A 23,191-nucleotide genomic window follows, 5' to 3' on the forward strand; every position below is an offset into this window, starting at 1 on the left:
GATGCACGTCGTCTTCCGCGAAAGCCACGGGCTGGAGGAAAACGCGGTCCCGCAGGACCTCGCGCAGAGCCCGGCGGACCTCGTCGTCCTGTCCTTTTCGGACGGGGATCTCGGCGCGTTCGCGGCCGGGTGGCGGCGTGCGGCGGCGAACGGGAACCCGCTGCCGTCGCTTCGGCTCGCCAATCTGTCCGCGCTCGCGCATCCGCTGTCGGTCGATACCTATGTCGAGCGGACGCTGGACGGTGGCGCAGGCACGGGCGCGAAGGGGATCGTGATCCGGCTGATCGGCGGGCGGTCCTACTGGTCTTATGGGTTGCAGCAGGTCGAGGCACTGGCGCGGGCGCGGGGGATCGCGCTGGCGGTGCTGCCTGCGGACGGGCGGATCGACGCGCGGCTCGATGCGGCGTCGACGGTGCCGGTGTCGACGCTGCGCCGGCTCGCCGCCTTGTGCGACGATGGCGGCGCGGTCGCGGCGCAAGCCGCGCTGGCGCAGATGGCGCTGGCGGCGGGGCTCTATGCCGGGCCGGTCGCGGGGGTGAAGACGGTCCCCGAGGTCGGCGGGTGGCAGCCGCGGGATGGTGTGACGTGCCTCGCGGCGTTCGCGATGACCGCGACGCGGCCGCGAATCCTGCTGATTTTCTACCGCTCCTACCTGACCGCCGCGGATCTGGACCCGATCGAGGCGCTGCATGCCGGGCTGAGTGGGGCGGGGTTCGACGTCGTCGGGCTGTTCGCGCCGTCGCTGAAGGCGCCGGGCGCGGCGGGGTGGCTGGCGCGTTGGGTCGTCGCGCTCGCCCCGGCGGCGATCGTCAACGCGACCGCCTTTTCCGGCCGCGGCGCGGACGACAGCTCGCCGCTCGACGGGGCGGGGGTGCCGGTGTTCCAGGTCGCGCTGGCGACGTCGGACCGCGCCGCCTGGGGGGGGTCGACGCGCGGGTTGTCCCCCGCTGACCTGGCGATGCACGTCGTCCTGCCCGAGGTCGACGGACGGCTGTTCGCGGGCGTCGCGAGCTTCAAGGAGGACGGCGTCCGCGACGACGCTCTCGGCTATGCTCGGCGCGAGCACCGGGCCGAGCCCGCCCGGATCGCCGCGATCGTCGCGCGCGTCGCGGCCTGGGTGCTTCTGGCGGAGCGGCCGGTCGCGGAGCAGCGGCCCGCGGTCGTGCTGTCGACCTATCCGGGCAAGGATTATCAGATGGCGCATGCGGTCGGGCTTGACGCGCTGGCGTCTGCCGAGGCGATCGTCGAGGACCTGGCGGCCGCGGGTTATGCGACCGGGGAGACTGCATCCGGAGGCCTGGCCGAGGCGCTGGCGACGGGGCGGATCGGGTGGCCGGTCGCGGCGTATCGCGCGGCGCTTGGGGGCTTGCCGGCCGTGTTGCGCGATGCACTCGAGGAAAGCTGGGGGGCGCCCGAGGACGATCCGGGCTGTGTGGACGGCGCGTTCCAGTTCGCGGGAGTCGAGCGCGGGGGCGTGGTGATCGCGCTCCAGCCCGAACGTGGACGGAGCGCGGCGCGGGTCGGCGAGTATCACGACCTGTCGCGCTGTCCCCGTCACGCCTATGTCGCCTTCTATCTGTGGCTGCGCGCGCGGGGGAGCGATGCGCTGATCCATATCGGCGCGCACGGGACGCTCGAATGGCTGCCGGGCAAGGCCGTCGCGCTGTCGGGGGAATGCTGGCCCGAGGCGCTGACCGGGGCGATGCCGGTGCTCTATCCGTTCATCGTCAACGATCCGGGCGAGGCGGCGCAGGCGCGGCGGCGGATCGGTGCGGTGACGATCGGCCATGTCCCGCCGCCAGCCGCGACCACGCGCAGCGGTGCGGGGCTGGGGCGGCTCGAATCGTTGCTCGACGAGTTTTCAACCGCCGACGGGCTCGACCCGGCGCGTCGCGACCGGCTGCAACGCGACATCGCCGATGAGGCGCGCGCGACCGGACTGGCGGCGACGCTGCGGCTCGACGAGGCGGCGAGCCAGGCGGAAGCGATCACGCGGATCGACACGTTCGTGTGCGACGTGAAGGAGAGCCAGTTCGGCGACGGGCTGCACGTCTATGGGCGTGGCGACCAGGGCGAGGCCGAGCGCGACGGGCTGCTGAGCGCGTTGCGGGGCAGGCGGATCGCGGCGGGGCCGTCGGGCTCCCCGTGGCGCGGACGCAGCGACGTCCTGCCGACCGGGCGCAACCTGTATGCGACCGACGCGCGCGCGGTGCCGTCGCGCGCGGCGCATGCGCAGGGCGTGCGGCTGGCCGACGAGCTGGTCCGCCGGCACCTGCAGGACGAGGGCGACTATCCGCGCGCGCTGGTCGTCGACCTGTGGGCGTCGGCGACGATGCGGACCGCGGGCGAGGAGTTCGCGATGGCGCTCCACCTGCTCGGCGCGGAGCCGGTCTGGGATACTGCCTCGGACCGGGTCACGGGGGTCGAAATCCTGCCGCTGGCGAGGCTCGACCGGCCGCGGATCGACGTGACGCTGCGTGTGTCGGGGCTGTTCCGCGATGCGTTTCCCGCGCTCGGCCAGATGTTCGGGCAGGCGGTGCGCGCGCTGGCGACGCGCGACGAGCCCGACGACTGGAACCCGTTCGTCGGCGCTGCCGTCGGTGCGCGCGTCTATGGGCCCGAGCCGGGTCGCTACGGGCTCGGGCTCGGCGATGCGGGCGAGACGTACGGCGAGGCGGCGCGGGAAGCGGCGGGCGCGGCGTGGCTGGCGGCGTCGAGCCACGCGCTCGACGGGGCGGTCGACGACGGTGCGACGCGGTTCGATCCGGCGGGGATCCGCGACCGGGTCGCCGCCGCCGATGCGTTCGTCCATGTCCAGGATTTGCCCGAGACCGACCTGTTGCTCGCCGCGGATTATGCCGCGCACGAGGCGGGGTTCGCGGCGGCGCAGGCGGTTGCCGGGGGTAAGGCCGCGGCGCTGTATCATCTCGATGCGCGCGACCCGGAACGGCCGCGTGCGCGGTCGCTGGACGAGGAGATTGCGCGGGTCGTCCATGCGCGGGGGGCGAACCCGGCCTGGGTCGAGGGGATGATGCGGCACGGGTTTCGCGGGGGCGCGGAGATCGCCGCGACGCTCGACCATATGGCGATGTTCGCGCAGCTGGCGCGGGTGGTGTCGCCCGAGCTGATCGACCTCTATTATGATGCGACATTGGGGCGCGACGCGGTGCGTGCGTTTCTGGAGAGCGCAAACCCCGCGGCGCTGGCGGCGATGACCGCGCGGTTCGCGGCGTTGCACACGGCGGGGCTGTGGCCGACGCGGCGTAATTCCATCCTCGCGCAGCTCGAGCTGCCGGCATGAGCGCGTTCGTCGTCAAGGGATGGTGCCCCGATGCGTGGCGGCCGATGGCGGCGGGCGACGGGCTGCTTGTGCGGATCCGCCCGCCGCTCGGCCGGCTGACGCGCGCGCAGACACTCGCGCTGTGTGATGCGGCAATGGCGTGGGGAAATGGCGAGATTGACGTGACCAGCCGCGCGAACCTGCAGATCCGCGGTGTGACCGAGGCGGGATGGCGGGGGCTGGTCGAGGCGTTGCTGGCGGTCGGGCTGATCGACCCCGATCCGGAGCGCGAGGCGCGCGGCGCGATGCTGGTCGCGCCCGACTGGCGGGACGGGGACGATACGCAGCATATCGCCACCGCGTTGCGCGAGCGGCTGTCCGACCTGCCGGTGCTGCCTGGCAAGGTTGGTTTTGCGATTGATGCGGGCGCTGCACCGCTGCTGACCCGCGCGCCCGCTGACTTTCGGGTCGAGCGCGCGGTGGACGGCAGGTTGCTGGTGCGCGGCGAGGGGCGTGCGGCGGGGGTGGACGTGACGCGCGACACCGCGGTCGACGCGCTGATCGCGCTGGCGCGGTGGTTCGTCGACAGCGGCGGTGCGGCGGCGGGGCGGATGGCGCGCCACGCAGCGGCCGTGCCGGAGCCCGCGACCTTGGTTCCCGCGCCCACCGCGCCACCGCCCGAAGCCGGGGCGCATCCGCTGGGCGCGGCGATCGCGCTCGGCTTCGGGCGGATCGCGGCAGTAGAGTTGCGCGACCGGATCGCCGCAGACCCGGTCACGGCGATCCGCGTGACGCCGTGGCGGATGCTGATCCTCGAAGGCCGTGTGCCGGATAGCGCGCGTGACCAGAGCAGCGTGCGCGCCGGGGTCGACGCCTGTGTCGGTGCGCCCGCCTGCCCGCAGGCGAGCGTCGAGACGCGCGACCTCGCGCGGCGGCTGGCTCCGTTGGTTGCTGGCAGCCTGCACGTGTCGGGATGCGCCAAGGGGTGTGCGCGGGCGCGGCCTGCGGACGTGACGCTGACCGGGCGCGACGGGCGGTTCGACCTTGCCCTGCGCGCGCGCGCGGGCGCGCCGCCGCTGCTCGGCGCGCTCGAACCCGCTCAGATTATCGCCCATTTCTCCCAGCCGTCCGGAGCCGCCTGATGCCCTATGCCTATGAGACCGACGGGGCCGCGATCTATCGCCAGTCGTTTGCGATGATCCGCGCCGAGGCGGATCTCGAGCGGTTCGACGTCGAGGAGGAGCCGGTCGCGGTGCGGATGATCCATGCTGCGGGGCTTGTCCCCCTGGCGGGGGATATCCGCTTTTCGCCCGGCTTCGCACGGACCGCGCGTGCGGCGTTGCGGGCGCGCGCGCCGATCCTGTGCGATGCGCGGATGGTGACCGAGGGGATCACGCGCGCGCGTTTGCCGGCGGACAATGCGGTGATCTGTACGCTGCACACACCCGAGACGGTCGCGCTGGCGAGAGAAATGGCAACGACGCGCTCGGCCGCCGCGCTGGAATTCTGGCGACCGCATCTGGCAGGCGCGGTGGTGGCGATCGGCAATGCCCCGACTGCGCTGTTCCACCTGCTCAATATGCTGGAGGATCCCGATTGTCCGCGGCCCGCGGCAATCATCGGCTGTCCGGTGGGTTTCGTCGGAGCGGTCGAATCGAAGGATGCGCTGTGGGCAGCGCAGCCGGTGCCGTGCGTGATCGTCGAGGGGCGGCTGGGCGGCAGCGCGATCACCGTCGCGGCGATCAACGCGCTGGCGAGTGCGGCGGAATGATCGGCGTGGTGGCGCCATCCGCGACCTTGGTGCCGCCGCCGGGACAGGTGGTCGTAACCGGCACGATTCACGGCGTCGGACTGGGGCCGGGGGCGTGCGACCTGATGAGCGTGCGCGCGGATCGGCTGGTACGCGGTGCGCGCCACGTCGCCTATTTCCGCAAGGCGGGACGCCCGGGACAGGCGCGCCGGATCGTCGAGGGGATGCTCCGCGACGACGTGATCGAATATCCCATGGAATATCCCGTCACCACCGAGATCGCATTGTCCGATCCGCGCTACAACGACCGGCTGTCAGGCTTTTACGCGGGGTGCATCGATCACCTCGCGGCGCTGGCACTGGGCGGCGAGGACGTGGTGGTGCTGTGCGAGGGCGACCCGTTCTTCTACGGATCGTTCATGCATCTCTATACGCGGTTGCAGGGGGTCGCGCCGGTCGCCGTCGTTCCCGGCATCACCGGCATGTCGGGCGCCTGGACCGCGAGCGGCGCGCCGATCACCTGGGGCGACGACGTGCTGACGGTGGTGATGGGGACGCTGCCCGAGGCGGATCTGGTGCGGCGGATCCGCGACACCGATGCGCTGGTGGTGATGAAGATCGGCCGGCACCTCGCCAAGCTGCGCCGCGCGGTCGCCGCGGCGGGGCGCGAGGAGGCGGCGTGGCTGGTCGAATATGCCGCGATGGCCGAGCAGCGCGTCACGCGGCTGTGCGAGGCGGATGCGGTCACGCCCTATTTCGCGATCCTGCTGATCCACGGGCAGGGGCGGCGGCCATGACCCTGAGCGCAGGGGCTGGCTGGCTGGCGATCGCTGGGCTGGGGCCGGGGGATGCGGCGCTGGTGACGCCCGAGGTCAGCGCGGCGCTGGCCGAGGCGACCGACGTGATCGGCTATATCCCCTATGTCGCGAGGGTTCCGGCGCGCGACCGCCTGACACTGCATGCGAGCGACAACCGGGTCGAGATCGACCGCGCTCGCCATGCGCTCGAACTGGCCGCGAGGGGCGCGCGCGTCGTCGTCGTGTCGTCGGGGGATCCCGGCGTGTTCGCGATGGCGGCGGCGGTGTTCGAGGCGCTCGAGGCGGGGCCGGGGGCGTGGGGCGGGATCGACATCCGCGTGCTGCCGGGGATCACCGCGATGCTGGCGGCGAGTGCGCGCGCGGGCGCGCCGCTGGGGCATGATTTCTGCGCGATCAACCTTTCGGACAATCTGAAGCCCCAGGCGCTGATCGAGCGACGCGTGCGGCTGGCGGCGGAGGCCGATTTCGCGATCGCCTTCTACAATCCGCGATCGAAGGCGCGACCCGACGGGCTGGTCCGCGCGTTCGAGATTCTTCGCACGACGTGCGGCGACGATCGCCCGGTGCTGTTCGCGCGGGCGGTGTCGACGCCCGAGGAAGCGCTGTCGATCGTACCGCTGACCGAGGCGCGGGCGGAGATGGCGGACATGCGGACGATGGTGATTGTCGGATCAAGCCTGACGCGGATCATCGCGCGGGCGCAGGGGCCGATCCTCTATACGCCGCGGTCGACGCCATGATCGAGCCAGTCGAGCACCGCGTCGACCGAATCGACCGCGTGTCGCGCGGGCAGCGGCGGGCGGTCGATCATGATCACCGGCAGGCCGAGCGTGCGCGCGGCGACGAGCTTGGCCGCCGCGCCGCTGCCGCCCGCGTTCTTGCAGACGACCAGGTCGGTCGCGTGGTCGCGCATCAATTGGGTGTCGCCGGCGGCGTCGAACGGGCCGCGGTCTACGACCAGGCGGTGGCGGGGCAGCGGCGGCGGATGGTCGGGCGTATCGACGAAACGCAGCAGATAGTCGTGCTGCGGCTGCTGCGCGAAGGCATCGACATGCATCCGGCCGAGCGCGAGCATCACGCGCTGCGGCGGGCCGGCGAGCGTCGCGACGGCGGCCGATATATCGGCGACGCGGTGCCAGCGATCGCCCGCGACCGGGGTCCAGGCGGGGCGGGCGAGCGCGACATGCGCGACGCCCGCCTGTGCCGCGGCGTCGAGCGCATGCCGGTGCATCTGCGCGGCGAAGGGATGCGTCGCGTCGATCAGGTGCGTGACACGGTGCTCTTTGAGATAGGTAACGAGGCCTCCGACGCCGCCAAAGCCGCCGATGCGGACGGGCACCGGCTGCGCGCGCGGGTTGGCGACGCGGCCGGCATAGCTCAGCACGGTTGGATCGCCGCGCGCCGCCAGCCGTGCGGCGAGCGCGCTGGCTTCGCTGGTGCCGCCGAGAAGCAGGATGGTCGGGATGACTGAGGCTCCGTGGCTGACGATTATCGGGATCGGCGAGGACGGCGTGGCCGGGCTATCCGCTGCAGCGCGCGCGGCGCTGGCCGATGCCGAGATCGTGACGGGCGCGACCCGGCATCTGGCGCTTGCCGGCGAGCTTAGGGGGGCGGTCGAGGCTTGGCCAGTGCCGTTCGAGGACGGGATCGCGCGGCTGATCGGGCATCGCGGCCGGCGGGTGGTGATGCTGGCATCGGGGGATCCGTTCTGGTTCGGCGCGGGGACGTCGGTGACGCGGCATCTCAGCCCGGGCGAGTGGATCGCGCATCCCGCGCCGTCGAGCTTCGCGCTCGCAGCGGCGCGGCTCGGCTGGGGACTCGAGGACTGTTCGTGCCTGGGGCTGCACGCCGCGCCGTTCGGGCGGTTGCGGCCGCATATCGCGCGGGGGCGGCGCGCGATCGTGCTGGTGCGCGACGGGGCGGCGGTCGGTGGACTGGCGGCGTATCTGGATGCGGCGGGGTTCGGCGCGTCGGCGCTGCATGTGCTCGAGGCGCTGGGCGGGTCGCGCGAACGGATCCGCCACACGACCGCCGCGACATTCGCGTTTGACGACATCGCGCATCTGGTCGCGGTCGGCATCGTCTTCGAGGGCGCCGGCGCTGTCCTGCCGCAGGCGGGGCTGTCCGACGACTGGTTCGCGCATGACGGGCAGATCACCAAGTCGCCAATCCGCGCGGTGACGCTCGCCGCACTCGCGCCGAAACCGGGCGAAAGTTTGTGGGATATCGGCGCTGGATCGGGATCGATCGGGATTTCGTGGCTGCTCGCGCATCCGTCGACGCGGGCGACCGCGCTCGAGGCGGATCCGGTCCGCGCGCGGCGGATCGCCGCCAATGCCGCGGCGCTGGGCGTCGACCGACTGGTGGTGGTCGAGGGGCGGGCGCCAGACTGTCTCGGCGAGCTGCCGTGTCCGGATGCGGTGTTCATTGGCGGGGGACTGTCCGAGGCGCTGTTGCGCGCGCTGTGGCCGCGGGTCGAGCAGGGCGCGCGGATCGTCGCCAATGCGGTGACGCTCGAATCGGAGGCACTGCTGACGCAGTGGCAGGCAGCGCAGGGGGGGAGCCTGATGCGGATCGAGGTGGCGCAGGCGGTGCCGATCGGGACGCGACGCGGCTGGCGCGCGCAGTTTCCGGTGGTGCAATGGACGTATCCGGCATGATCGTCGCGGGTTTTGGCTTCAATACCGCCGCGGATGCCGCCGCGTTGCGCGCCGCGCTGGCCGCCGCGCAGCAGGGGTTGCCGCCGGTCGAGGCGCTGGCGGCGCCCGACGACAAGCAGGGGCTGCCTGGCGAGATCGCGGCACTGCTGGGTCTGCCGCTGATCACGGTCGATCCCGCCGCGCTGACTGCGGCCAGTCCCGTCACCCGGTCGCCGGTAAGCCTTGCCGTGCGGGGGACCGGCAGCGTCGCGGAGGCCGCTGCACTCGCCGCCGCGGGGCAAGGCGCGCGGCTGCTGACCCTTCGCCATATTTCGCCGTGCCGACGCGCGACCTGCGCCATTGCCCAAGGATTTCGACCATGACCGTGCATTTCATTGGTGCAGGGCCGGGTGCGCCCGACCTGCTGACATTGCGGGGGCGCGACCGGATCGCGATGTCACCGGTGTGCCTCTATGCCGGGTCGCTGATCCCGGAGGCGCTGCTTGAGCATTGTCCGCCGGGTGCGCGGATCGTCAACACCGCGCCGATGGACCTCGACCAGATCATCGCCGAGATCATCGCCGCGCATGCGGCCGGGCAGGATGTCGCGCGGCTGCATTCGGGGGATCTGTCGATCTGGTCGGCGATGGGCGAGCAGCTGCGCCGGCTGCGCGCGCTGGACATACCGGTGACGATCACCCCGGGCGTCCCCGCCTTTGCCGCCGCCGCCGCCGCGCTCGAGGTCGAGCTGACCTTGCCCGAGCTGGCGCAATCGGTGGTGCTGACGCGGACGCCGGGGCGGGCAAGCTCGATGCCGTCGGCGGAGACGCTCGCCGCGTTCGCCGTGACGCAGGCGACGCTGGCGATCCACCTGTCGGTGCACAATCTGCCGCAGGTCGTCGCGGATCTGCTGCCGGCTTATGGTGGCGACTGCCCGGTCGCGGTGGTGTGGCGCGCGAGCTGGCCCGACGAGCAGATCGTCCGCGCGACGCTGTCGACGATCGAGGAGGCGGTGACGGGGCGGCCCGAGCGGACCGCGCTGATCCTGGTCGGGCGCGTGCTGGCGCCGGGCGATTTCGCGACGAGCAGCCTGTACGCGCAAGGCTATGACCGGCGGTTCCGGCCGCAATCGGCGGAGTCCCGGTTCGCAGGAGACACGCCATGACGCGCGGCATGACCCCGGGGCTGCTGGTCGCTGCGCCTGCGTCGGGAACGGGGAAGACGACGGTGATGCTCGGGCTGTTGCGGGCGCTGCGCGACGACGGGATCGCGGTGCAGCCGTTCAAGTGCGGTCCGGACTATATCGACCCCGCGTTTCACCGCGCGGCGAGCGGGCGCGCATCGTTCAACCTCGACAGCTGGGCAATGACCGGGCCGCGGCTCGACGGGATCGCGGCGCGCGGCGACGATGCGGACATGACGCTGGCCGAAGGGTCGATGGGGCTGTTCGACGGTGTGGCGCACGCGGGCGCGACGGGCAATGGCGCGAGCGCGGACGTCGCGCGGCGGTTGGGCTGGCCGGTCGTGCTGGTTATCGACGTGTCGGGTCAGGCGCAGTCCGCGGCGGCGACCGCTTTGGGGTTCGCGCGCTATGATCCAGGCGTAAGGGTCGCAGGCGTGATCCTCAACCGCGTGGCGAGCGAGCGGCACGAGCGGCTGGCGCGCAGCGGGATGGAGGCGGTCGGGATCCGCGTGTTCGGCGCGCTGCCGCGGCGGGGCGACCTGACGCTCCCCGAGCGACATCTGGGTCTGGTGCAGGCGATCGAGCATCCCGCGCTCGACGCGCAGATCGCGGCCTATGCGACGTTCCTGAGCGCGCATGTCGATATCGCCGCACTGCGCGAGGCGGCGGCCGCCACGCCGCGGCCGGTCGCGCAGGGGACGGTCGTGCCAACCCCGCCGGCGCAGCGGATCGCGCTGGCGCAGGATGCCGCCTTCTCATTCACCTATGCTCATGTGCTGGACGGGTGGCGCAGCGCGGGCGTGGAGATCCTGCCCTTTTCGCCGCTGGCGGACGAGGCGCCGGCGAAGGATGCCGATCTGGTCTGGCTGCCGGGGGGCTATCCCGAACTGCATGCGGGTGCGCTGGCGGCGGCGGACCGGTTCCGTGCGGCGCTGGCGCTGCATGCCGAGACGCGACCGGTGCACGGCGAGTGCGGCGGCTATATGGCGCTGGGCGAAGGGCTGATCGATGCGGACGGGACGCGGCACCGGATGGCGGGGCTGCTCGGGCTGGTGACGAGTTACGAGAAGCGGCGGATGCATCTGGGCTATCGGCGGGCGACGCTGCACGCGCCGATCGGCGGGATCGCGGCGGGGGCGATGCTGGCGGGGCATGAATTCCATTATTCGACGATCCTCGACCAGCCCGACGCGCCGCTGGCGCAGGTGATCGACGCGAATGGGCAAGCCGTGCCCGAAACCGGCTCGCATCGCGGCGGCGTGACGGGTAGTTTCTTCCACATGATCGCCCCCCTTGGCCCACCGGCTGCATGACCGGTTTCGTTTCGTTCGTCGGTTCCGGCCCCGGCGACCCCGAATTGCTGACGCTGAAGGCGGTGACGCGGTTGCAGCGCGCCGACGTCGTGCTGTTCGACGATCTGTCGTCGGGCGCGGTGCTGGGCCATGCGCGCGTCGGTGCCGAACTGGTCGCGGTCGGCAAGCGCGCGGGGCGGCCGTCACCGCGCCAGTCGCATGTCTCGCAACTGCTGGTCGACCACGCGCTGACCGGCGTGCGCGTCGTCCGGCTGAAATCGGGCGATGCGGGCATGTTCGGGCGGCTCGAGGAGGAGATCGTCGCGCTGCGCGAGGCTGGCGTGACGTTCGAGATCGTTCCTGGGATCAGCGCGGCGAGCGCCGCCGCCGCCGCCGCGGCGATACCGCTGACGCGCCGGCTGTCCGCGCGCCGGGTGCAATATGTCACCGGCCATGACGTGACCGGGAAACTGCCCCAGCAGCGCAACATGGCTGCGCTCGCCGATCCGGAGGCGACGACGGTCGTGTTCATGCCGCAGCGGACGTTTCCAGCTCTGGTTGAGTCGCTCGTCGCACATGGTCTGCCGGGTGACACGACCGCGCTGCTCGCGGAAAATGTCGGGCATCCCGACCAGAGCCTGACCTGGTCGACGATCGCGGGGCTGGCGGCACGGCTGGCGGAGGGCGTGTCCGACAAGCCCGCGCTGATCCTCTATGGATCGTTGATGGCGCCGTGAGCGGGGTCGAGATCGCGATATCGCTGATCGGGATCGGCACGGGCAATCCCGATCATGTGACGCGCGCGGCGGTGCTGGCGATGAACGCCGCCGACCTGATCCTGCTGCCGCGGAAAGGCGCGGGGAAATCCGATCTGGTCGATCTGCGCCGGACGATCTGCGCCGCGCTACTGACCGGGCCCGCTAAGGTGGTGGAGTTCGACCTGCCCGAGCGCGATGCCGACGCGCCGTACCGTGCGGCGGTCGACGCGTGGCATGACGAGATCGCGGCGGTCTGGGCGGCGCAGATCGCAGAGCATCTGCCGGACGGGGGGCGGGTCGCGTTCCTCGTCTGGGGGGACCCGTCGCTCTACGACAGCAGCCTGCGGATCGCCGAGCGGCTACGTGGGGGGGGGCGGTCGATCGGGGTCAGCGTGGTGCCGGGGATCACCAGCCTGCAGGCGCTGACCGCGGCGCATGCGATCCCGCTCAACACGCTCGCTGCGCCCGTGACGATCACCACCGGTCGGCGGCTGCGCGCCGAGGGGTGGCCAGCGGGGGTCGAGACGCTGGCGGTAATGCTCGACGGGGCGTGCGCGTTCGAGACGCTCGCACCCGAGGGAATCACGATCTGGTGGGGGGCGTATTTGGGGATGGCGCAGGAGGCGTTGATCGCCGGGCCGCTCGCCTCGGTCAGGGCGGAGATCGTCACGTGCCGTACCGGGCTGCGCGCCCGGCACGGCTGGATCATGGACGTGTATCTCCTGCGCCGCACGGGCGGCTGAGCGTCACTCCGACAGGTCGCTCAGCAGCTCGCGGACGCGGTCGAGGCGGGCGAGGGGATCCTCGATCCGTTCGCGGACCAGCCAGCGGCGCTTCGCCGCTTCGAACGGCGCCGGAAGGGCGGCGGTCGGATTCCCCGGCGTGAAGGCGATGGCGCCCGGGCCGACATCGATCTGGCGAATGTCGGCGGCGGCGGCGAGCGCTCTGATCCGCGCGCATTCGAGCAGGCGGACGGCATTGTCGGGAAGTGCGCCGAACCGGTCCTCGAGCTCGGCCTGGAACGCATCGAGCGCGGCGATGTCGGTCAGATGCGCGAGCTGGCCGTAGAGCGTCAGCCGCAGGTCGGTCTCGGGGATCCACTCTTCGGGAAGCATGCCGCCGACGCCGAGATTGAGCACCGGCTGGCACTGATCGACCGGTTCGCCGCGCGCGGCTTTCAGCGCGCGACCCAGCAGGTGCTGGTAGAGGTCGATACCGATCAGCTTCATGTGGCCGGCCTGATCCTCGCCGACCAGATCGCCCGCGCCGCGCATGTCGAGATCACGCGCGCTGATCGCGAAGCCCGCGCCGAGCTGGTCGAAGGCCTGGAGCGTGCGCAGGCGCTTCATCGTCGCCTCGGCGATCGTGGCCTCGCCGTCGGTCGACAGCAGGATCTGGCCCCGCCGGCCTCCGCGTCCGACCCGACCGCGCAGCTGGTGGAGCTGCGACAGGCCGAACCGGTCGGCATGGTGGACGATCATCGTGTTGGCGCGCGGCACGTCGAGCCCCGCCTCGATGATGTTGGTCGCGAGCAGCACATCGCCGTCGCCCGCGGCAAAGCCCGCCATTGCGTCGTCGAGCTCGGCCGCCTCCATCTTGCCGTGCGCGATGACGAGGCCGAGTTCGGGAACGAGCCGCGTGAGCGTTTTCGCGAGCGGGGCGATGTCCTCGATCCGCGGCACGACGACAAAGCTCTGGCCGCCACGCGCGCGTTCGCGGCGGAGCGCCTTGCGGACCGCGGCGTCGTCGAATGGCGCGACGATGGTGCGGATCGGCTGGCGGCGTGCGGGTGGCGTCGCGATGACCGATATCGCCTGAATGCCGACCATCGCTGACTGGAGCGTGCGCGGGATCGGCGTGGCGCTGAGCGTGAGGACATGGCCCGCGCCCATGTCCCGCAGCGACGCCTTGGCCTTCGCGCCGAACCGCTGTTCCTCGTCGATCACGACGAGCGCGAGATCGGCAAAGACGACGCCCTTGCCGCCAACCGCGCTGGTGCCGACGACGACCGCGATCGACCCGTCGGCGAGCCCGGCGCAGACGCGCTTGCGCTCGGCAGGCGTCGACAGCCGAGACAACGCGGCGACCTCCAGCCCGGTGCCGACAAAGCGCGTGCGGAACGTTTCGAGATGCTGGCGGATCAGCACCGTGGTGGGCGCGACGATCGCGACTTGGCGACCGGCTAGCGCAACGAGCGCGGCGGCGCGGAGCGCAACCTCGGTCTTGCCATAGCCGACATCGCCGACGATCAGCCGGTCCATCGGCTTGCCGCTGGCGAGGTCGCTCCGGACCGCCGCAATCGCGCGGGCCTGGTCGGGGGTCTCGGAGAACGGGAAGCCCGCAGCGAACCGTTCGTAGAGCGCGACATCGGGGACGATCGGTGGTGTCGTCCGCGCGTCGCGTTCGGCGGCAACTGCCTGAAGCGCACGTGCGCTTTCTGCGATCGCCGTGTCGATCGCGGCGCGACGCTTGGTCCAGCTTCCGCCGTCAAGCGTGTCGAGCGTCACCGCGTCCGCATCTGCGCCATACCGCCAGATGCGATCGGCCTCATGCACGGGGACGAGCCGGCGCGCGCGCTTGGCATAGTCGAGCACGATCGCGTCGGCCGCGACGCCATCGAGGTCGGGCAGCGCCTCGACCCCAAGAACGCGACCGATCCCGTGATCCTCATGCACGACGATGTCACCAGTCTGCAGCGTCGCACCTTCGGCAAAGGCCGCAACGCCGGCACCGGGACCGTCGTCCAGTCGTGCGCGGCTGCCGAGCAGGTCGGCGGCGGCGACGATGGTGAGATCGGCATGGACAAAGCCCTGGTCGAGCGGAGCGCAGAGCAGTGACACCGAACCGACGGGTGCGGCCGCCGCCTCGGCAAGGCTGTCGACGGGCTTTGCGTCGACACCGAGCCGCGATGCGAGGAAACGAAGGTCACGCGCGGACCCGGCGATCGCGAGCCGGCCATCGGCGATCACCGAACGCGCGAAGCGGCGGAACGCGCGGACCGGATCGCGCCGCTCGATGAAGCGCGGGGTGCGTTCGACCGGGGTGTCGGTGGCGAGGATCTGGCGGCCGGCGGTCGCCTTGTTCCAGGCGCGCGTGTCGACCAGCGCGGCCTTGACCTGACGCGCCGCGGTGCCGTCGGCGGCAAGCGCGAGGAACCGCGTGCGGCGGTCGGCGACCAGAGGGTCGAAATGGAGCGCGGCGTCGGGCAGATGCTCGGTGATCGCGACGCCGTCACCCAGATCGGGTTCGCAGGCGCGACCGACGATCACCGCGTCGAGCGTTTCGAGGCTGCGCTGCGACACCGGGTCATAGCTGCGAATTTCGGTGATGACCGAATTGTCGTCGAATTCGATCCGGGCGGGGTTCGCGCGGTCGGCCGGAAACAGGTCGACGACGCTACCGCGGATCGCGATCTCGCCGGGTTCGTCGACGCGGTCGTCGATCGTGTAGCCGATCGTTTCGGCGAGTGCGGGCAGCGCGGCGATGTCGATCGTGTCGCAGACGCGGAACACCGGAGGCGCCTCGTCGAATGCGGCAGGGGCTGGATAGCGGACCGCGCTCGCCTCGGCGGAGAGCACGAGGAGAATCGGGTCAGCCGAAGCTTTAGCGGTCGCGGCGCGCAGACGGCGCAGCGCCTCGACCCGACGGCCGACATTGGCGGCGCTGGGCGGCGCGGAGTCGCCGGGGAGCGCATCGCTCGCGACGAGATGGACGACGGTCATCGTCGGGGCGAACCCCTCCGCGAGACAAGCGATCGCCTCGGCGCGCGCCTCGTCCTCGACCACCAGAATGGCACGGTCGATCCCGGCGGTCAGCAGCTCGGCAACGACGGTCGCCGCGGGCAGGGTTGCCGGTGCGGCGCGCGTGTCGCCCGGCAGGTCGATATGGTCGGTACGCTTCAGCATGGCCCCTCCGGTCGGGCCGTTGGCGCCCATTGAATGAACGGTATGCGGACCGGCTCGTTCCGTGATCCGTGCACGAAATGTTCCGACCGGCTCAGCCGAGCAGGCGGCGATACTCGGATTCGGCATGGCCATAGGTGTCGCCCGCCATCCGCATCAGAATGTCGCGGTCGCGGACCAGCACGCGGCCGCGGACCGAGCGAATCGCATGCTCCTCCTCGAGCCGGTGGAGCGCTTCGGTCACGCTGCTGCGCCGGACGCCGAGCATCAGGCGGAACTCTTCATGCGTCATGCAGATCGCGTCGTCACGGATGCGATCGTGATAGAGCAGGATCCAGCGCGCCATGCGTCGCTCGATCGAATGCGCGAGCGACGATACGATCGTGCGGCCCATCTGGGTCATGAACACCTGCACGAAACGGAGCAGCGCAAGCCGCAGCGTGTCGCTCTGCGCGGCGGCGGCGTGGAAGCGGTCGAGCGGGAGCTGCAGCGCGACGCCCTGTTCGGCGCGCATCACGACGTCATAGGGCGAGCGGTCATCGCCGAGCAGCGCGGACCAGCCGACAAAGCCCTCCGCACCGATCAGCCCGACCGCAAAGCGATGATCGCCCTCGAGCGCGTCAAGCACGCCGGCGATCCCCTCCTCGGGAAAGCAGAGCGTCTCGATCCGGTCGCCCGCACGCGTCAGCGACTCGCCGACCGCAAAGGGGACGCGGTCGAGATGCGGGGCGATCAATGCGAAGTCGTCGGGGCTCAGACGCTGAAGCAGCCGATTTCCTGTGCCTCGCATAGACGACGCGTCACCAGCCCCATCCCGGTCGATGGTCTCCAGTCGATTGTCGCCCGCCATCACGCCCCCTGAAACACTGCACGAATTCAATACGATCCGGTCTTCGTCCGGTTTCGTACAGCAACTCCCACGCCGCCGCCGGGGTTGCGCCTCTCAATGATACAGGAGGCAATTTTGACACATTCCATTCGACGGACGCTGCTCGCCGGCGTGTTTGCATCGACGCTCGTTATCATCCCGGGCGCCGCGCTCGCTCAATCGGCACGCAGCGACACCGCGCCGCCGCCGCCCCCGCCGCCTGCCACCAAGATGGCGCCGGCCAAGGCTGCGCCCGACATGCAGGCCGTGCTCGACGCGCTGGCCGGCCTCGGCGGCAAGCCGATCGAGACGCTGACGCCCGCCGAAGCACGCCAACAGCCCTCGGCTGCGGATGGCGCAAAGGCGGTGATGGCACAGAAGGGGATGCCGACGACGCCCGACGCATCGGTGACGACGCAGGACATTCCTTACGGCAGCGACGCCAAGCAGTTTGCCCGCGTGTACAAGCCGGCGAGCGCCGCCAATGCCAAGGGCCTGCCGGTCGTGGTCTATTATCACGGCGGCGGCTGGGTGATCGCGGACGTCGCGACCTATGACGCGGCCCCGCGCGCGATGGCCAAGGCGCTGAACGCGATCGTCGTGTCGGTCGAATATCGCCATGCGCCCGAGTTCAAGTTCCCCGCGCAGCATGACGATGCGGCGGCGGCCTATCGCTGGACGCTGGCCAATGCCGCGGCATGGGGTGGCAACCCGGCGAAGATCGCGGTTGCGGGCGAGAGCGCCGGCGGCAATCTGGCGGTCGCGACGGCAATCTATGCCCGCGACAATCGCCTGACCGCGCCGCTGCACATCGTCTCGGTCTATCCGATCGCCAACAGCAGCAAGACGCTGCCGTCGCGCAGGGATTCGGCAAACGCGAAGCCGCTCAACGGCGCGATGCTGCCGTGGTTCGGCTATTACTACCAGACCAGCAAGGCGGATGCGCAGGATCCGCGGTTGAACCTGGTCGGCGCGAACCTGCGCGGGCTGCCGCCGACGACGATCATCAATGCGCAGATCGATCCGCTGCGGTCGGACGGCGAGACGCTGGCTGCGGCGATGCGCGCGGCGGGCGACAATGTCGAGCAGCGTACCTTCCCGGGCGTGACGCATGAATTCTTCGGCATGGGCACGATCGTGCGCGGCGCCAAGGATGCGAACGATCTCGCGGTCGCACGGCTGAAGGCGGCATTCGCCATGGCTCCTGCGAAGCGCTGATGCGTTGGGAGGGGGATAGTTTCTCCCTCCCATTTTTGCAGCGAGTAATGCCATGACGTCGACGACCCATGCCTCTTCGCCCCGCTATCGTGCCTTCGGGCGGGTTGTGGCCCTGCTGATGGCGGAGCGCTGAGATGCCCGTGATGACCACGCCGACGCTGGCAATCGCCTATACCGATACGGGCCCGCGCGAGGGCGATGCGGTGTTGTTGCTGCACGGCTGGCCGGATGATTCCTCGACCTGGGACGACGTCCTGCCCGCGCTTCATGCCGCGGGGCTGCGGACGATCGTGCCGAGCCTGCGCGGGTTCGGCGAAACGCGGTTCCTCGAAGGCGATACGCCGCGCACCGGCAACAGCGCGGTCCTGGCGATGGACGCGATTGCGCTGATGGACGGGCTGGGGATCGCGCGGTTCATGGTCGCGGGGCATGACTGGGGCTCGAACATCGCCGAGGCGCTGGCGGTGGGATGGCCCGAGCGGGTGCAGCGGATCGCGATGCTCGCGACGCCGCCGCGACTGGGCGGCATGCCGACGCCGCCGTTCGAACAGACGCAGCGGCAATGGTATCACTGGTTCATGGCCACCGCGCGCGGCGCGCAGGCGGTGCGCGATGACCCCAGGGGGTTCGCGCATGTCCACTGGACCAACTGGTCGCCGGCGGGCTGGTTCGACGAGGCAACCTTTGCGCGAGTGGCGCGCGCGTTCGGGAATCCGGACTGGGTCGACGTCACGCTGCACAGCTATCGCGCGCGCTGGGACGAAGCGGCGCCCGATCCCGCGAGCGTCTGGCTTGAGGAAGCGGTAAAGGCGAGCGAGACGCTGTCGCTGCCCGCGCTGTACATTCAGGGTGCGGAGGACGGGGTGAACCCGCCAAGCGCGACCACCGCGGTACCGGAGAAATTCTCGGGACCCTTCGCGTTCGTCACCTTGCCGGGCGTCGGCCATTTTTCACAGCGTGAGCGGCCCGAGGCGGTCGCCGACCTGCTCGTCACGCTGTTCACCGGCGATCCCGCCACCTTGTCCGACACGATTTACCGGAGCCAAGACATGTCCAAGTTCAAACCCCTTCTCGCAGGCGCCGCGCTGTTCGCACTCGCCGCCGCCGCAACCGCGGCCGGCGTCGCACAGGCCAAGACCGCGGCGAGCCCGCTGACTCAGGTGGCGACGTTCGACCACCAAGTGACCGGCGTCGCGGTGACCGCAGACGGACGACGGTTCGTCAACTTCCCGCGCTGGACCGACGATGCGCCGATCTCGGTCGCCGAGGTGCTGCCGGACGGAAAGCTTAAGGCCTATCCCGACGATACGTGGAACAGCTGGCGCAACGCGCGCGCGAACGAATTGCCGGTCGGCGACTATTTCGTCTGCGTCCAGTCGATCGTGCCCGACGGGCACGGCAATCTGTGGGTGCTCGATCCCGGCGCACCCGGTAACGAAAAGCCACTCGAGGGAGCACCGAAGCTGGTGAGGATCGACCTGGCGACGAACCGCGTAACCAAGGTGATCAAGGTCACGCCCGATGTTGCGCTGCAGGGCACGTACCTCAACGACATCCGCTTCTCGCCCGACGGCAAGACTGGCTACATCACCGATTCTGGCACGCGCGGCGCGATCATCGTGATCGACCTGGAGAGCGGCAAGGGTATGCGCGCGCTCGACGGGCATGGCTCGACGCAGATCGACAAGAGCGTGACGGTCATGACCGACGGCAAGCCGCTGGTCCGCCCCGATGGCCGTCAGCCGGCCTTCTCCGCGGACGGGATCGCGATCTCGAACGACGGCAAGACGCTGTATTATCAGGCGCTGACCGGCAAGACGCTCTACGCGATCGATACCGGGCTGCTCCGCGAGGGCGTGAGCGCGGCGCAGCAGGCGGCGGGGGTGAAGACCATCGCCGAGACGCATGTCGCGGACGGTCTGTGGATGAGCAAGGCGGGGGTGCTGTACATCACGTCGCCCACCGACGACAGCATCACGCGGCTGGTCGGCGATCACGTCGAGCCGGTGCTGACCGACAAGCGGCTGCGCTGGCCCGATACCTTCTCCGAAGGGCCCGACGGGCGGATCTATGTGACGGCGAGCCATATCCAGGACACCAGCTGGTTCAAGCCGGGTGCGCCGGCATCGCTGCCGACCGCATTGTTCGCATTCGACCCGGTGCGGTGACATAAACGGGCGCCCCGGGCATGCAGACATGCCGGGGCGCCGCTGTCCGGCAGCGGCAGAAAACGTCAGATTGCAACAGGGTTAACATAGCGCAACGCGATAACCGCGCACCCCGGGATCGAATGTCGTGGCGTGTCGTTTCGCCATACTAACGATACGGGGTCGCCTTGTTCATTCTGCATTTGGCCCTCGGGGGCTGCCTGAAAGCGCCGCCCATCGACTTCGGCATTACGGCCGACTCCGGGGGGCATCTGGCGTATGTGGTCGACGCAGCGCTGGTTCAGGCAGAGCTTCCCGGCGTGGACCGGGTCTCGATCGTTACCCGGTTGTTCCGGTCTGCGGATCTGCCATCCGTGCATGGCCGGCGATCGGAGCGCGTCACCGACATGTTGACGATCGATCGGGTCGATAGTGGCGACGACCGCTATCTCGAGAAGGAGGCGCTCGCCGCCGACTTGCCCGCATTCACCGAGGCGTTTTGCCGTCACATCGCCGGACTGGCGGTCATGCCCAACGTCATCCATGCGCATTTCGCCGATGCCGCAGCCGTCGCGATCGAGGCACGCCGCCGGTTCGGCATTCCGTTCGTGTACACGCCGCATGCGCTGGCGATCGACAAGCGCCGTCAGGGCCTTGGCGGAGCCGAACTCGGCACGCGGATTGCGGCGGAAACCACCGCGATCGCTGCGGCAGACGCGCTGATCGTATCGACCCGGGACGAGGCCGAACGGCAGGTCCCGGCCTATGGCGTCGGGGTCGTGGGCCGGATCCACTGCGTGCCGCCGGGCGTGCCCCGCCGTCCCTATGCAGGAGGCACAGCGACGTTGGTTGACCGTCTGGGAGACTGGCTCGATCGGCCGGATCTCCCGATCCTGCTGGCGATCGCGCGACCGGTGGCGAAGAAGAACCTCGCGGTCCTTGTCCGCGCGTTCGCGGCGGATCCGGTTCTGCACGAACGTGCGAATCTGGTGATCCTGGCTGGGCAACATGGGGGCCAGTCGTCGAACGAGGAACGGGCGGTGCTGGGCGAACTGCAGGCGCTTGCCGCTAGTCCTGCACTGCGCGGGCGGTTTGCCTTGCCGCCGCGGCACGATGCGGCGGACGTCACCGCGCTGTACCGGCGAGCGGCGGCAGGCGGCGTGTTCGTCAACCCGGCGCTGCACGAGCCGTTCGGGCTGACCCTGATCGAGGCGGCGGCAGCCGGCGTGCCGGTTGTCGCGACCCGCAACGGAGGGCCAGCGGAGATCGTCGCGCAGATCGGTCACGGGCTGCTGGTCGATCCGCGCGACGAGGCGGGAATCGCTGCGGCATGCCGCGCGGTGATCGGAGACGCCGGACTTCATGCGCGGCTGAGCCGGGCGGCACGCGTGGGGAATGCGGCGTATGACTGGCGGCGTTATGCCGGGTCGGCTGTCGGGATCTATGCGGCATTACGGCGCCAACCCGCTCTGCTGGCCTGCGACATCGACAATACGCTGACCGGGTCGGTCGACGGCGCGGCGGCGTTCGCGAGCTGGCGGCATGGCAGTAGCTTGCCGTTCGTGGTCGCGACGGGGCGCAGCTTCGCCGAGGCGCGCGCGGTGCTGGCGCAGTGGCATTTGCCCGAGCCGGACGCGTTCATCGTTGATGTCGGGACGCGGATCCTCCGTCCGGCAGCGCATGGCGGGTGGCAGTCCTGCGTCGCGTTCACCGCCGCGCTCGATAAGGACTGGGACCGGGCGGCGGTACGTGCGGCGATTGCCCCGCTCGGCATCTGCGCCCAGCCGGTCGTTACCGAGGGCGCGCACAAGCTCAGCTTCTTTGGCGACGCCGCCGACGCCGCAGCGATCCGCGCGGCTCTGGCGCAGGCGGGGCTTGCAGCGCGGGTCGTGTTCTCGCACGGCCGGCTGATCGACGTGCTGTCCCCCGGTGGTGGCAAGGCGGCGGCGATCGCGGCCTATGCGGCCGGGTTGGGATTGACGCTCGACGACTGCATCGCAGCGGGCGACAGCGGCAATGACCTCGACATGCTCGACGCGTGCGGGTTCGCGATTGTTGTTGCCAATGCGAGTGATGAACTGGCGACACTTGCTGCGCGTCCCGGGCTGCATCGCGCCACGCGCAACCATGCCGCTGGGGTGGTCGAGGGGCTGGCGCGGCTCGGATTGACCACGCCGGCCGTGCAAGTCGCGGCATGACGCGTCCGTTCGGCTATTTCGTCCACCATCAGGGTCGCGGACATGCGGAACGCTGTGCCGCGATCCTGCAGGCGCTGCCGCCATCGCGTCCCGTGACGATCTTCTGCGCGCGCGGCGACATCTTCCCCACGCTGCCCCCGCAAGCGCGGGTCGTGACGATCCCGTCGCTATTCGAGCCGACCGGACAGGAAGTGGCGATGGACTGGGTCGCGACGCCCGCGACGCTGCACTGCGCGCCGCTCGGCTGGCCGGGGATCCGAAGCGCGATGGCGACGATCGCCGACTGGTTCGCGCAAGGAGACCCGGCGCTGATGATCTGCGACGTGTCGGCGGAGATCGCGCAGCTGGCGCGGATCTGCAGCGTCCCGCACGTCAAGGTGCTGCAGCATGGCGACCGCGGCGATGCCGGGCACCGCGCGGCCTATGACGGCGCCGCCGGGCTGCTCGCCGCGTTCCACCGCGATCTCGCCCAGCCCGACTGGGACGCGCCGATGGTCGAAAAGACCTGTTTCGCCGGAGGGCTGGGGGTCGATACGCAGGGCCCCGACCGGAGCGCGGCGCGGGAGCGGCTGGGGATCGGCGAGGGCGAGGAGATGATCCTCGTCATGGCCGGCGGCGGCGGCAGCGGGTTCGGGCAGGCGCCGCTGGGCGTCGGCGCGCGCAGCCGGCCTGCCGCGCGCTGGATCACGATCGGGCCGGTCGTGCGCGACTGGCATGCGACCGAACCCGCCAATATCGACCATCGCGGCTGGGTGGAGAATGCGGCGGACTATGTCGCGGCGGCGGATCTGGTGATCGCGTCGACGGGCAACACGACCTGCCAGCAGATCCTGGCGGCGGCGCGGCCGTGGATCGCGGTGCCCGAATGGCGTTATTTCGACGAGCAGCACCGCAAGGCGGACGCGCTCGGCGCGGCGGGGGTGGCGTGCATCCGGCCGCATCTGCCGTCGTCGGCGGACGCGTGGACCCAGGCGATCGACGCCGCCTATGCGCAGCACCGTCCCGAACGGCAGCGCGCGATGATCGCCGAGGCTCCCGCCGACGATGCCGCGCGCTGGCTCGAGGCGCTGGCGGCGCGGCTCTGGGGCACGGCACCGCACCCGGCCTGATCCGTTCTGCCCCCGTCGTTACCCTGTTC

The 23,191-nt window shown here is 70.8% G+C and carries 18 protein-coding genes; 15 read left to right on the plus strand and 3 right to left on the minus strand.

The features are described from left to right. Window position 1: 1 nt before the first annotated feature. The 5 genes from cobN to cobJ are packed head-to-tail and all read left to right on the plus strand — an operon-like array spanning window position 2 to window position 6,588. A complete protein-coding gene (cobN, locus tag IFT71_RS15045) occupies window positions 2-3,301 on the plus strand; it encodes a cobaltochelatase subunit CobN (RefSeq protein ID WP_192141815.1) in 3,300 nt (1,099 codons plus the stop codon). After that, on the plus strand, window positions 3,298-4,422 hold the full coding sequence (locus IFT71_RS15050) for a cobalamin biosynthesis protein CobG (protein WP_192141816.1): 1,125 nt from the start codon (window positions 3,298-3,300) through the stop codon (window positions 4,420-4,422). The genes cobN and IFT71_RS15050 overlap by 4 nt, the downstream gene beginning before the upstream one ends. Further along, window positions 4,422-5,051 (plus strand): precorrin-8X methylmutase, encoded by a 630-nt coding sequence (locus tag IFT71_RS15055; RefSeq protein ID WP_192141818.1) that lies wholly within the window; start codon window positions 4,422-4,424, stop codon window positions 5,049-5,051. Before IFT71_RS15050 ends, IFT71_RS15055 begins: the two co-directional genes overlap by 1 nt. Window positions 5,052-5,056: 5 nt before the next feature. Further along, window positions 5,057-5,827, plus strand: coding sequence for a precorrin-2 C(20)-methyltransferase (gene cobI / locus IFT71_RS15060; protein WP_261362618.1), 771 nt, complete (start codon window positions 5,057-5,059; stop codon window positions 5,825-5,827). Then, the gene (cobJ, locus tag IFT71_RS15065) at window positions 5,824-6,588 is read left to right on the plus strand and encodes a precorrin-3B C(17)-methyltransferase (RefSeq protein ID WP_192141820.1); all 765 of its coding nucleotides are present in this window, start codon (window positions 5,824-5,826) and stop codon (window positions 6,586-6,588) included. The genes cobI and cobJ overlap by 4 nt, the downstream gene beginning before the upstream one ends. On the opposite strand, the gene IFT71_RS21545 is transcribed toward cobJ, so the two are convergent. After that, the gene (locus IFT71_RS21545; RefSeq protein ID WP_192142088.1) at window positions 6,564-7,313 is read right to left on the minus strand and encodes a cobalt-precorrin-6A reductase; all 750 of its coding nucleotides are present in this window, start codon (window positions 7,311-7,313) and stop codon (window positions 6,564-6,566) included. The two genes, cobJ and IFT71_RS21545, sit on opposite strands and share 25 nt — an antisense overlap. Between IFT71_RS21545 and cbiE the strand changes: the two genes are divergently transcribed. Genes cbiE through cobF form a run of 6 tightly spaced genes read left to right on the plus strand, consistent with a single transcriptional unit; the run spans window position 7,303 to window position 12,463 of the window. Further along, window positions 7,303-8,508: a precorrin-6y C5,15-methyltransferase (decarboxylating) subunit CbiE gene (cbiE, locus tag IFT71_RS21550; protein ID WP_446740767.1), complete on the plus strand. Its 1,206-nt coding sequence runs from the start codon at window positions 7,303-7,305 to the stop codon at window positions 8,506-8,508. The genes IFT71_RS21545 and cbiE overlap by 11 nt on opposite strands. Next, a complete protein-coding gene (locus tag IFT71_RS15080) occupies window positions 8,505-8,870 on the plus strand; it encodes a cobalamin biosynthesis protein (RefSeq protein ID WP_192142090.1) in 366 nt (121 codons plus the stop codon). Before cbiE ends, IFT71_RS15080 begins: the two co-directional genes overlap by 4 nt. Further along, window positions 8,867-9,652: a precorrin-4 C(11)-methyltransferase gene (cobM, locus tag IFT71_RS15085; RefSeq protein ID WP_192141824.1), complete on the plus strand. Its 786-nt coding sequence runs from the start codon at window positions 8,867-8,869 to the stop codon at window positions 9,650-9,652. The genes IFT71_RS15080 and cobM overlap by 4 nt, the downstream gene beginning before the upstream one ends. An 8-nt stretch (window positions 9,653-9,660) precedes the next feature. Continuing rightward, on the plus strand, window positions 9,661-10,983 hold the full coding sequence (locus tag IFT71_RS15090) for a cobyrinate a,c-diamide synthase (RefSeq protein WP_192142092.1): 1,323 nt from the start codon (window positions 9,661-9,663) through the stop codon (window positions 10,981-10,983). After that, window positions 10,980-11,699 (plus strand): uroporphyrinogen-III C-methyltransferase, encoded by a 720-nt coding sequence (gene cobA / locus IFT71_RS15095; protein WP_192141826.1) that lies wholly within the window; start codon window positions 10,980-10,982, stop codon window positions 11,697-11,699. Before IFT71_RS15090 ends, cobA begins: the two co-directional genes overlap by 4 nt. Continuing rightward, window positions 11,696-12,463 carry a precorrin-6A synthase (deacetylating) gene (cobF, locus tag IFT71_RS15100; protein ID WP_342212667.1) on the plus strand — a complete coding sequence of 256 codons (768 nt, stop codon included), beginning with the start codon at window positions 11,696-11,698 and terminating at the stop codon, window positions 12,461-12,463. Before cobA ends, cobF begins: the two co-directional genes overlap by 4 nt. A 3-nt stretch (window positions 12,464-12,466) precedes the next feature. On the opposite strand, the gene IFT71_RS15105 is transcribed toward cobF, so the two are convergent. Both IFT71_RS15105 and IFT71_RS15110 read right to left on the minus strand, forming a co-directional pair. Then, window positions 12,467-15,625: a helicase-related protein gene (locus IFT71_RS15105; RefSeq protein WP_192141828.1), complete on the minus strand. Its 3,159-nt coding sequence runs from the start codon at window positions 15,623-15,625 to the stop codon at window positions 12,467-12,469. A gap of 91 nt (window positions 15,626-15,716) precedes the next feature. Beyond that, window positions 15,717-16,412 (minus strand): Crp/Fnr family transcriptional regulator, encoded by a 696-nt coding sequence (locus tag IFT71_RS15110; protein ID WP_192141830.1) that lies wholly within the window; start codon window positions 16,410-16,412, stop codon window positions 15,717-15,719. A 174-nt stretch (window positions 16,413-16,586) separates the two neighbouring features. Here IFT71_RS15110 and IFT71_RS15115 point away from each other — a divergent pair, with 174 nt between their 5' ends. The 4 genes from IFT71_RS15115 (at window position 16,587) to IFT71_RS15130 (ending at window position 23,162) form a co-directional block, all read left to right on the plus strand. Continuing rightward, window positions 16,587-17,708 (plus strand): alpha/beta hydrolase, encoded by a 1,122-nt coding sequence (locus IFT71_RS15115; protein ID WP_244654945.1) that lies wholly within the window; start codon window positions 16,587-16,589, stop codon window positions 17,706-17,708. A 134-nt stretch (window positions 17,709-17,842) separates the two neighbouring features. Continuing rightward, a complete protein-coding gene (locus tag IFT71_RS15120; protein WP_192141834.1) occupies window positions 17,843-19,876 on the plus strand; it encodes an alpha/beta fold hydrolase in 2,034 nt (677 codons plus the stop codon). A gap of 260 nt (window positions 19,877-20,136) precedes the next feature. Then, complete coding sequence (locus IFT71_RS15125) at window positions 20,137-22,053, plus strand: HAD family hydrolase (protein ID WP_342212668.1); 1,917 nt, start codon at window positions 20,137-20,139, stop codon at window positions 22,051-22,053. After that, window positions 22,050-23,162, plus strand: coding sequence for a glycosyltransferase (locus tag IFT71_RS15130; protein ID WP_192141838.1), 1,113 nt, complete (start codon window positions 22,050-22,052; stop codon window positions 23,160-23,162). The genes IFT71_RS15125 and IFT71_RS15130 overlap by 4 nt, the downstream gene beginning before the upstream one ends. Window positions 23,163-23,191: the final 29 nt, after the last annotated feature.

The sequence above is a fragment of the Sphingomonas sp. CFBP 13733 genome (genome assembly GCF_014841795.1).
Classification (GTDB): domain Bacteria; phylum Pseudomonadota; class Alphaproteobacteria; order Sphingomonadales; family Sphingomonadaceae; genus Sphingomonas; species Sphingomonas aerolata.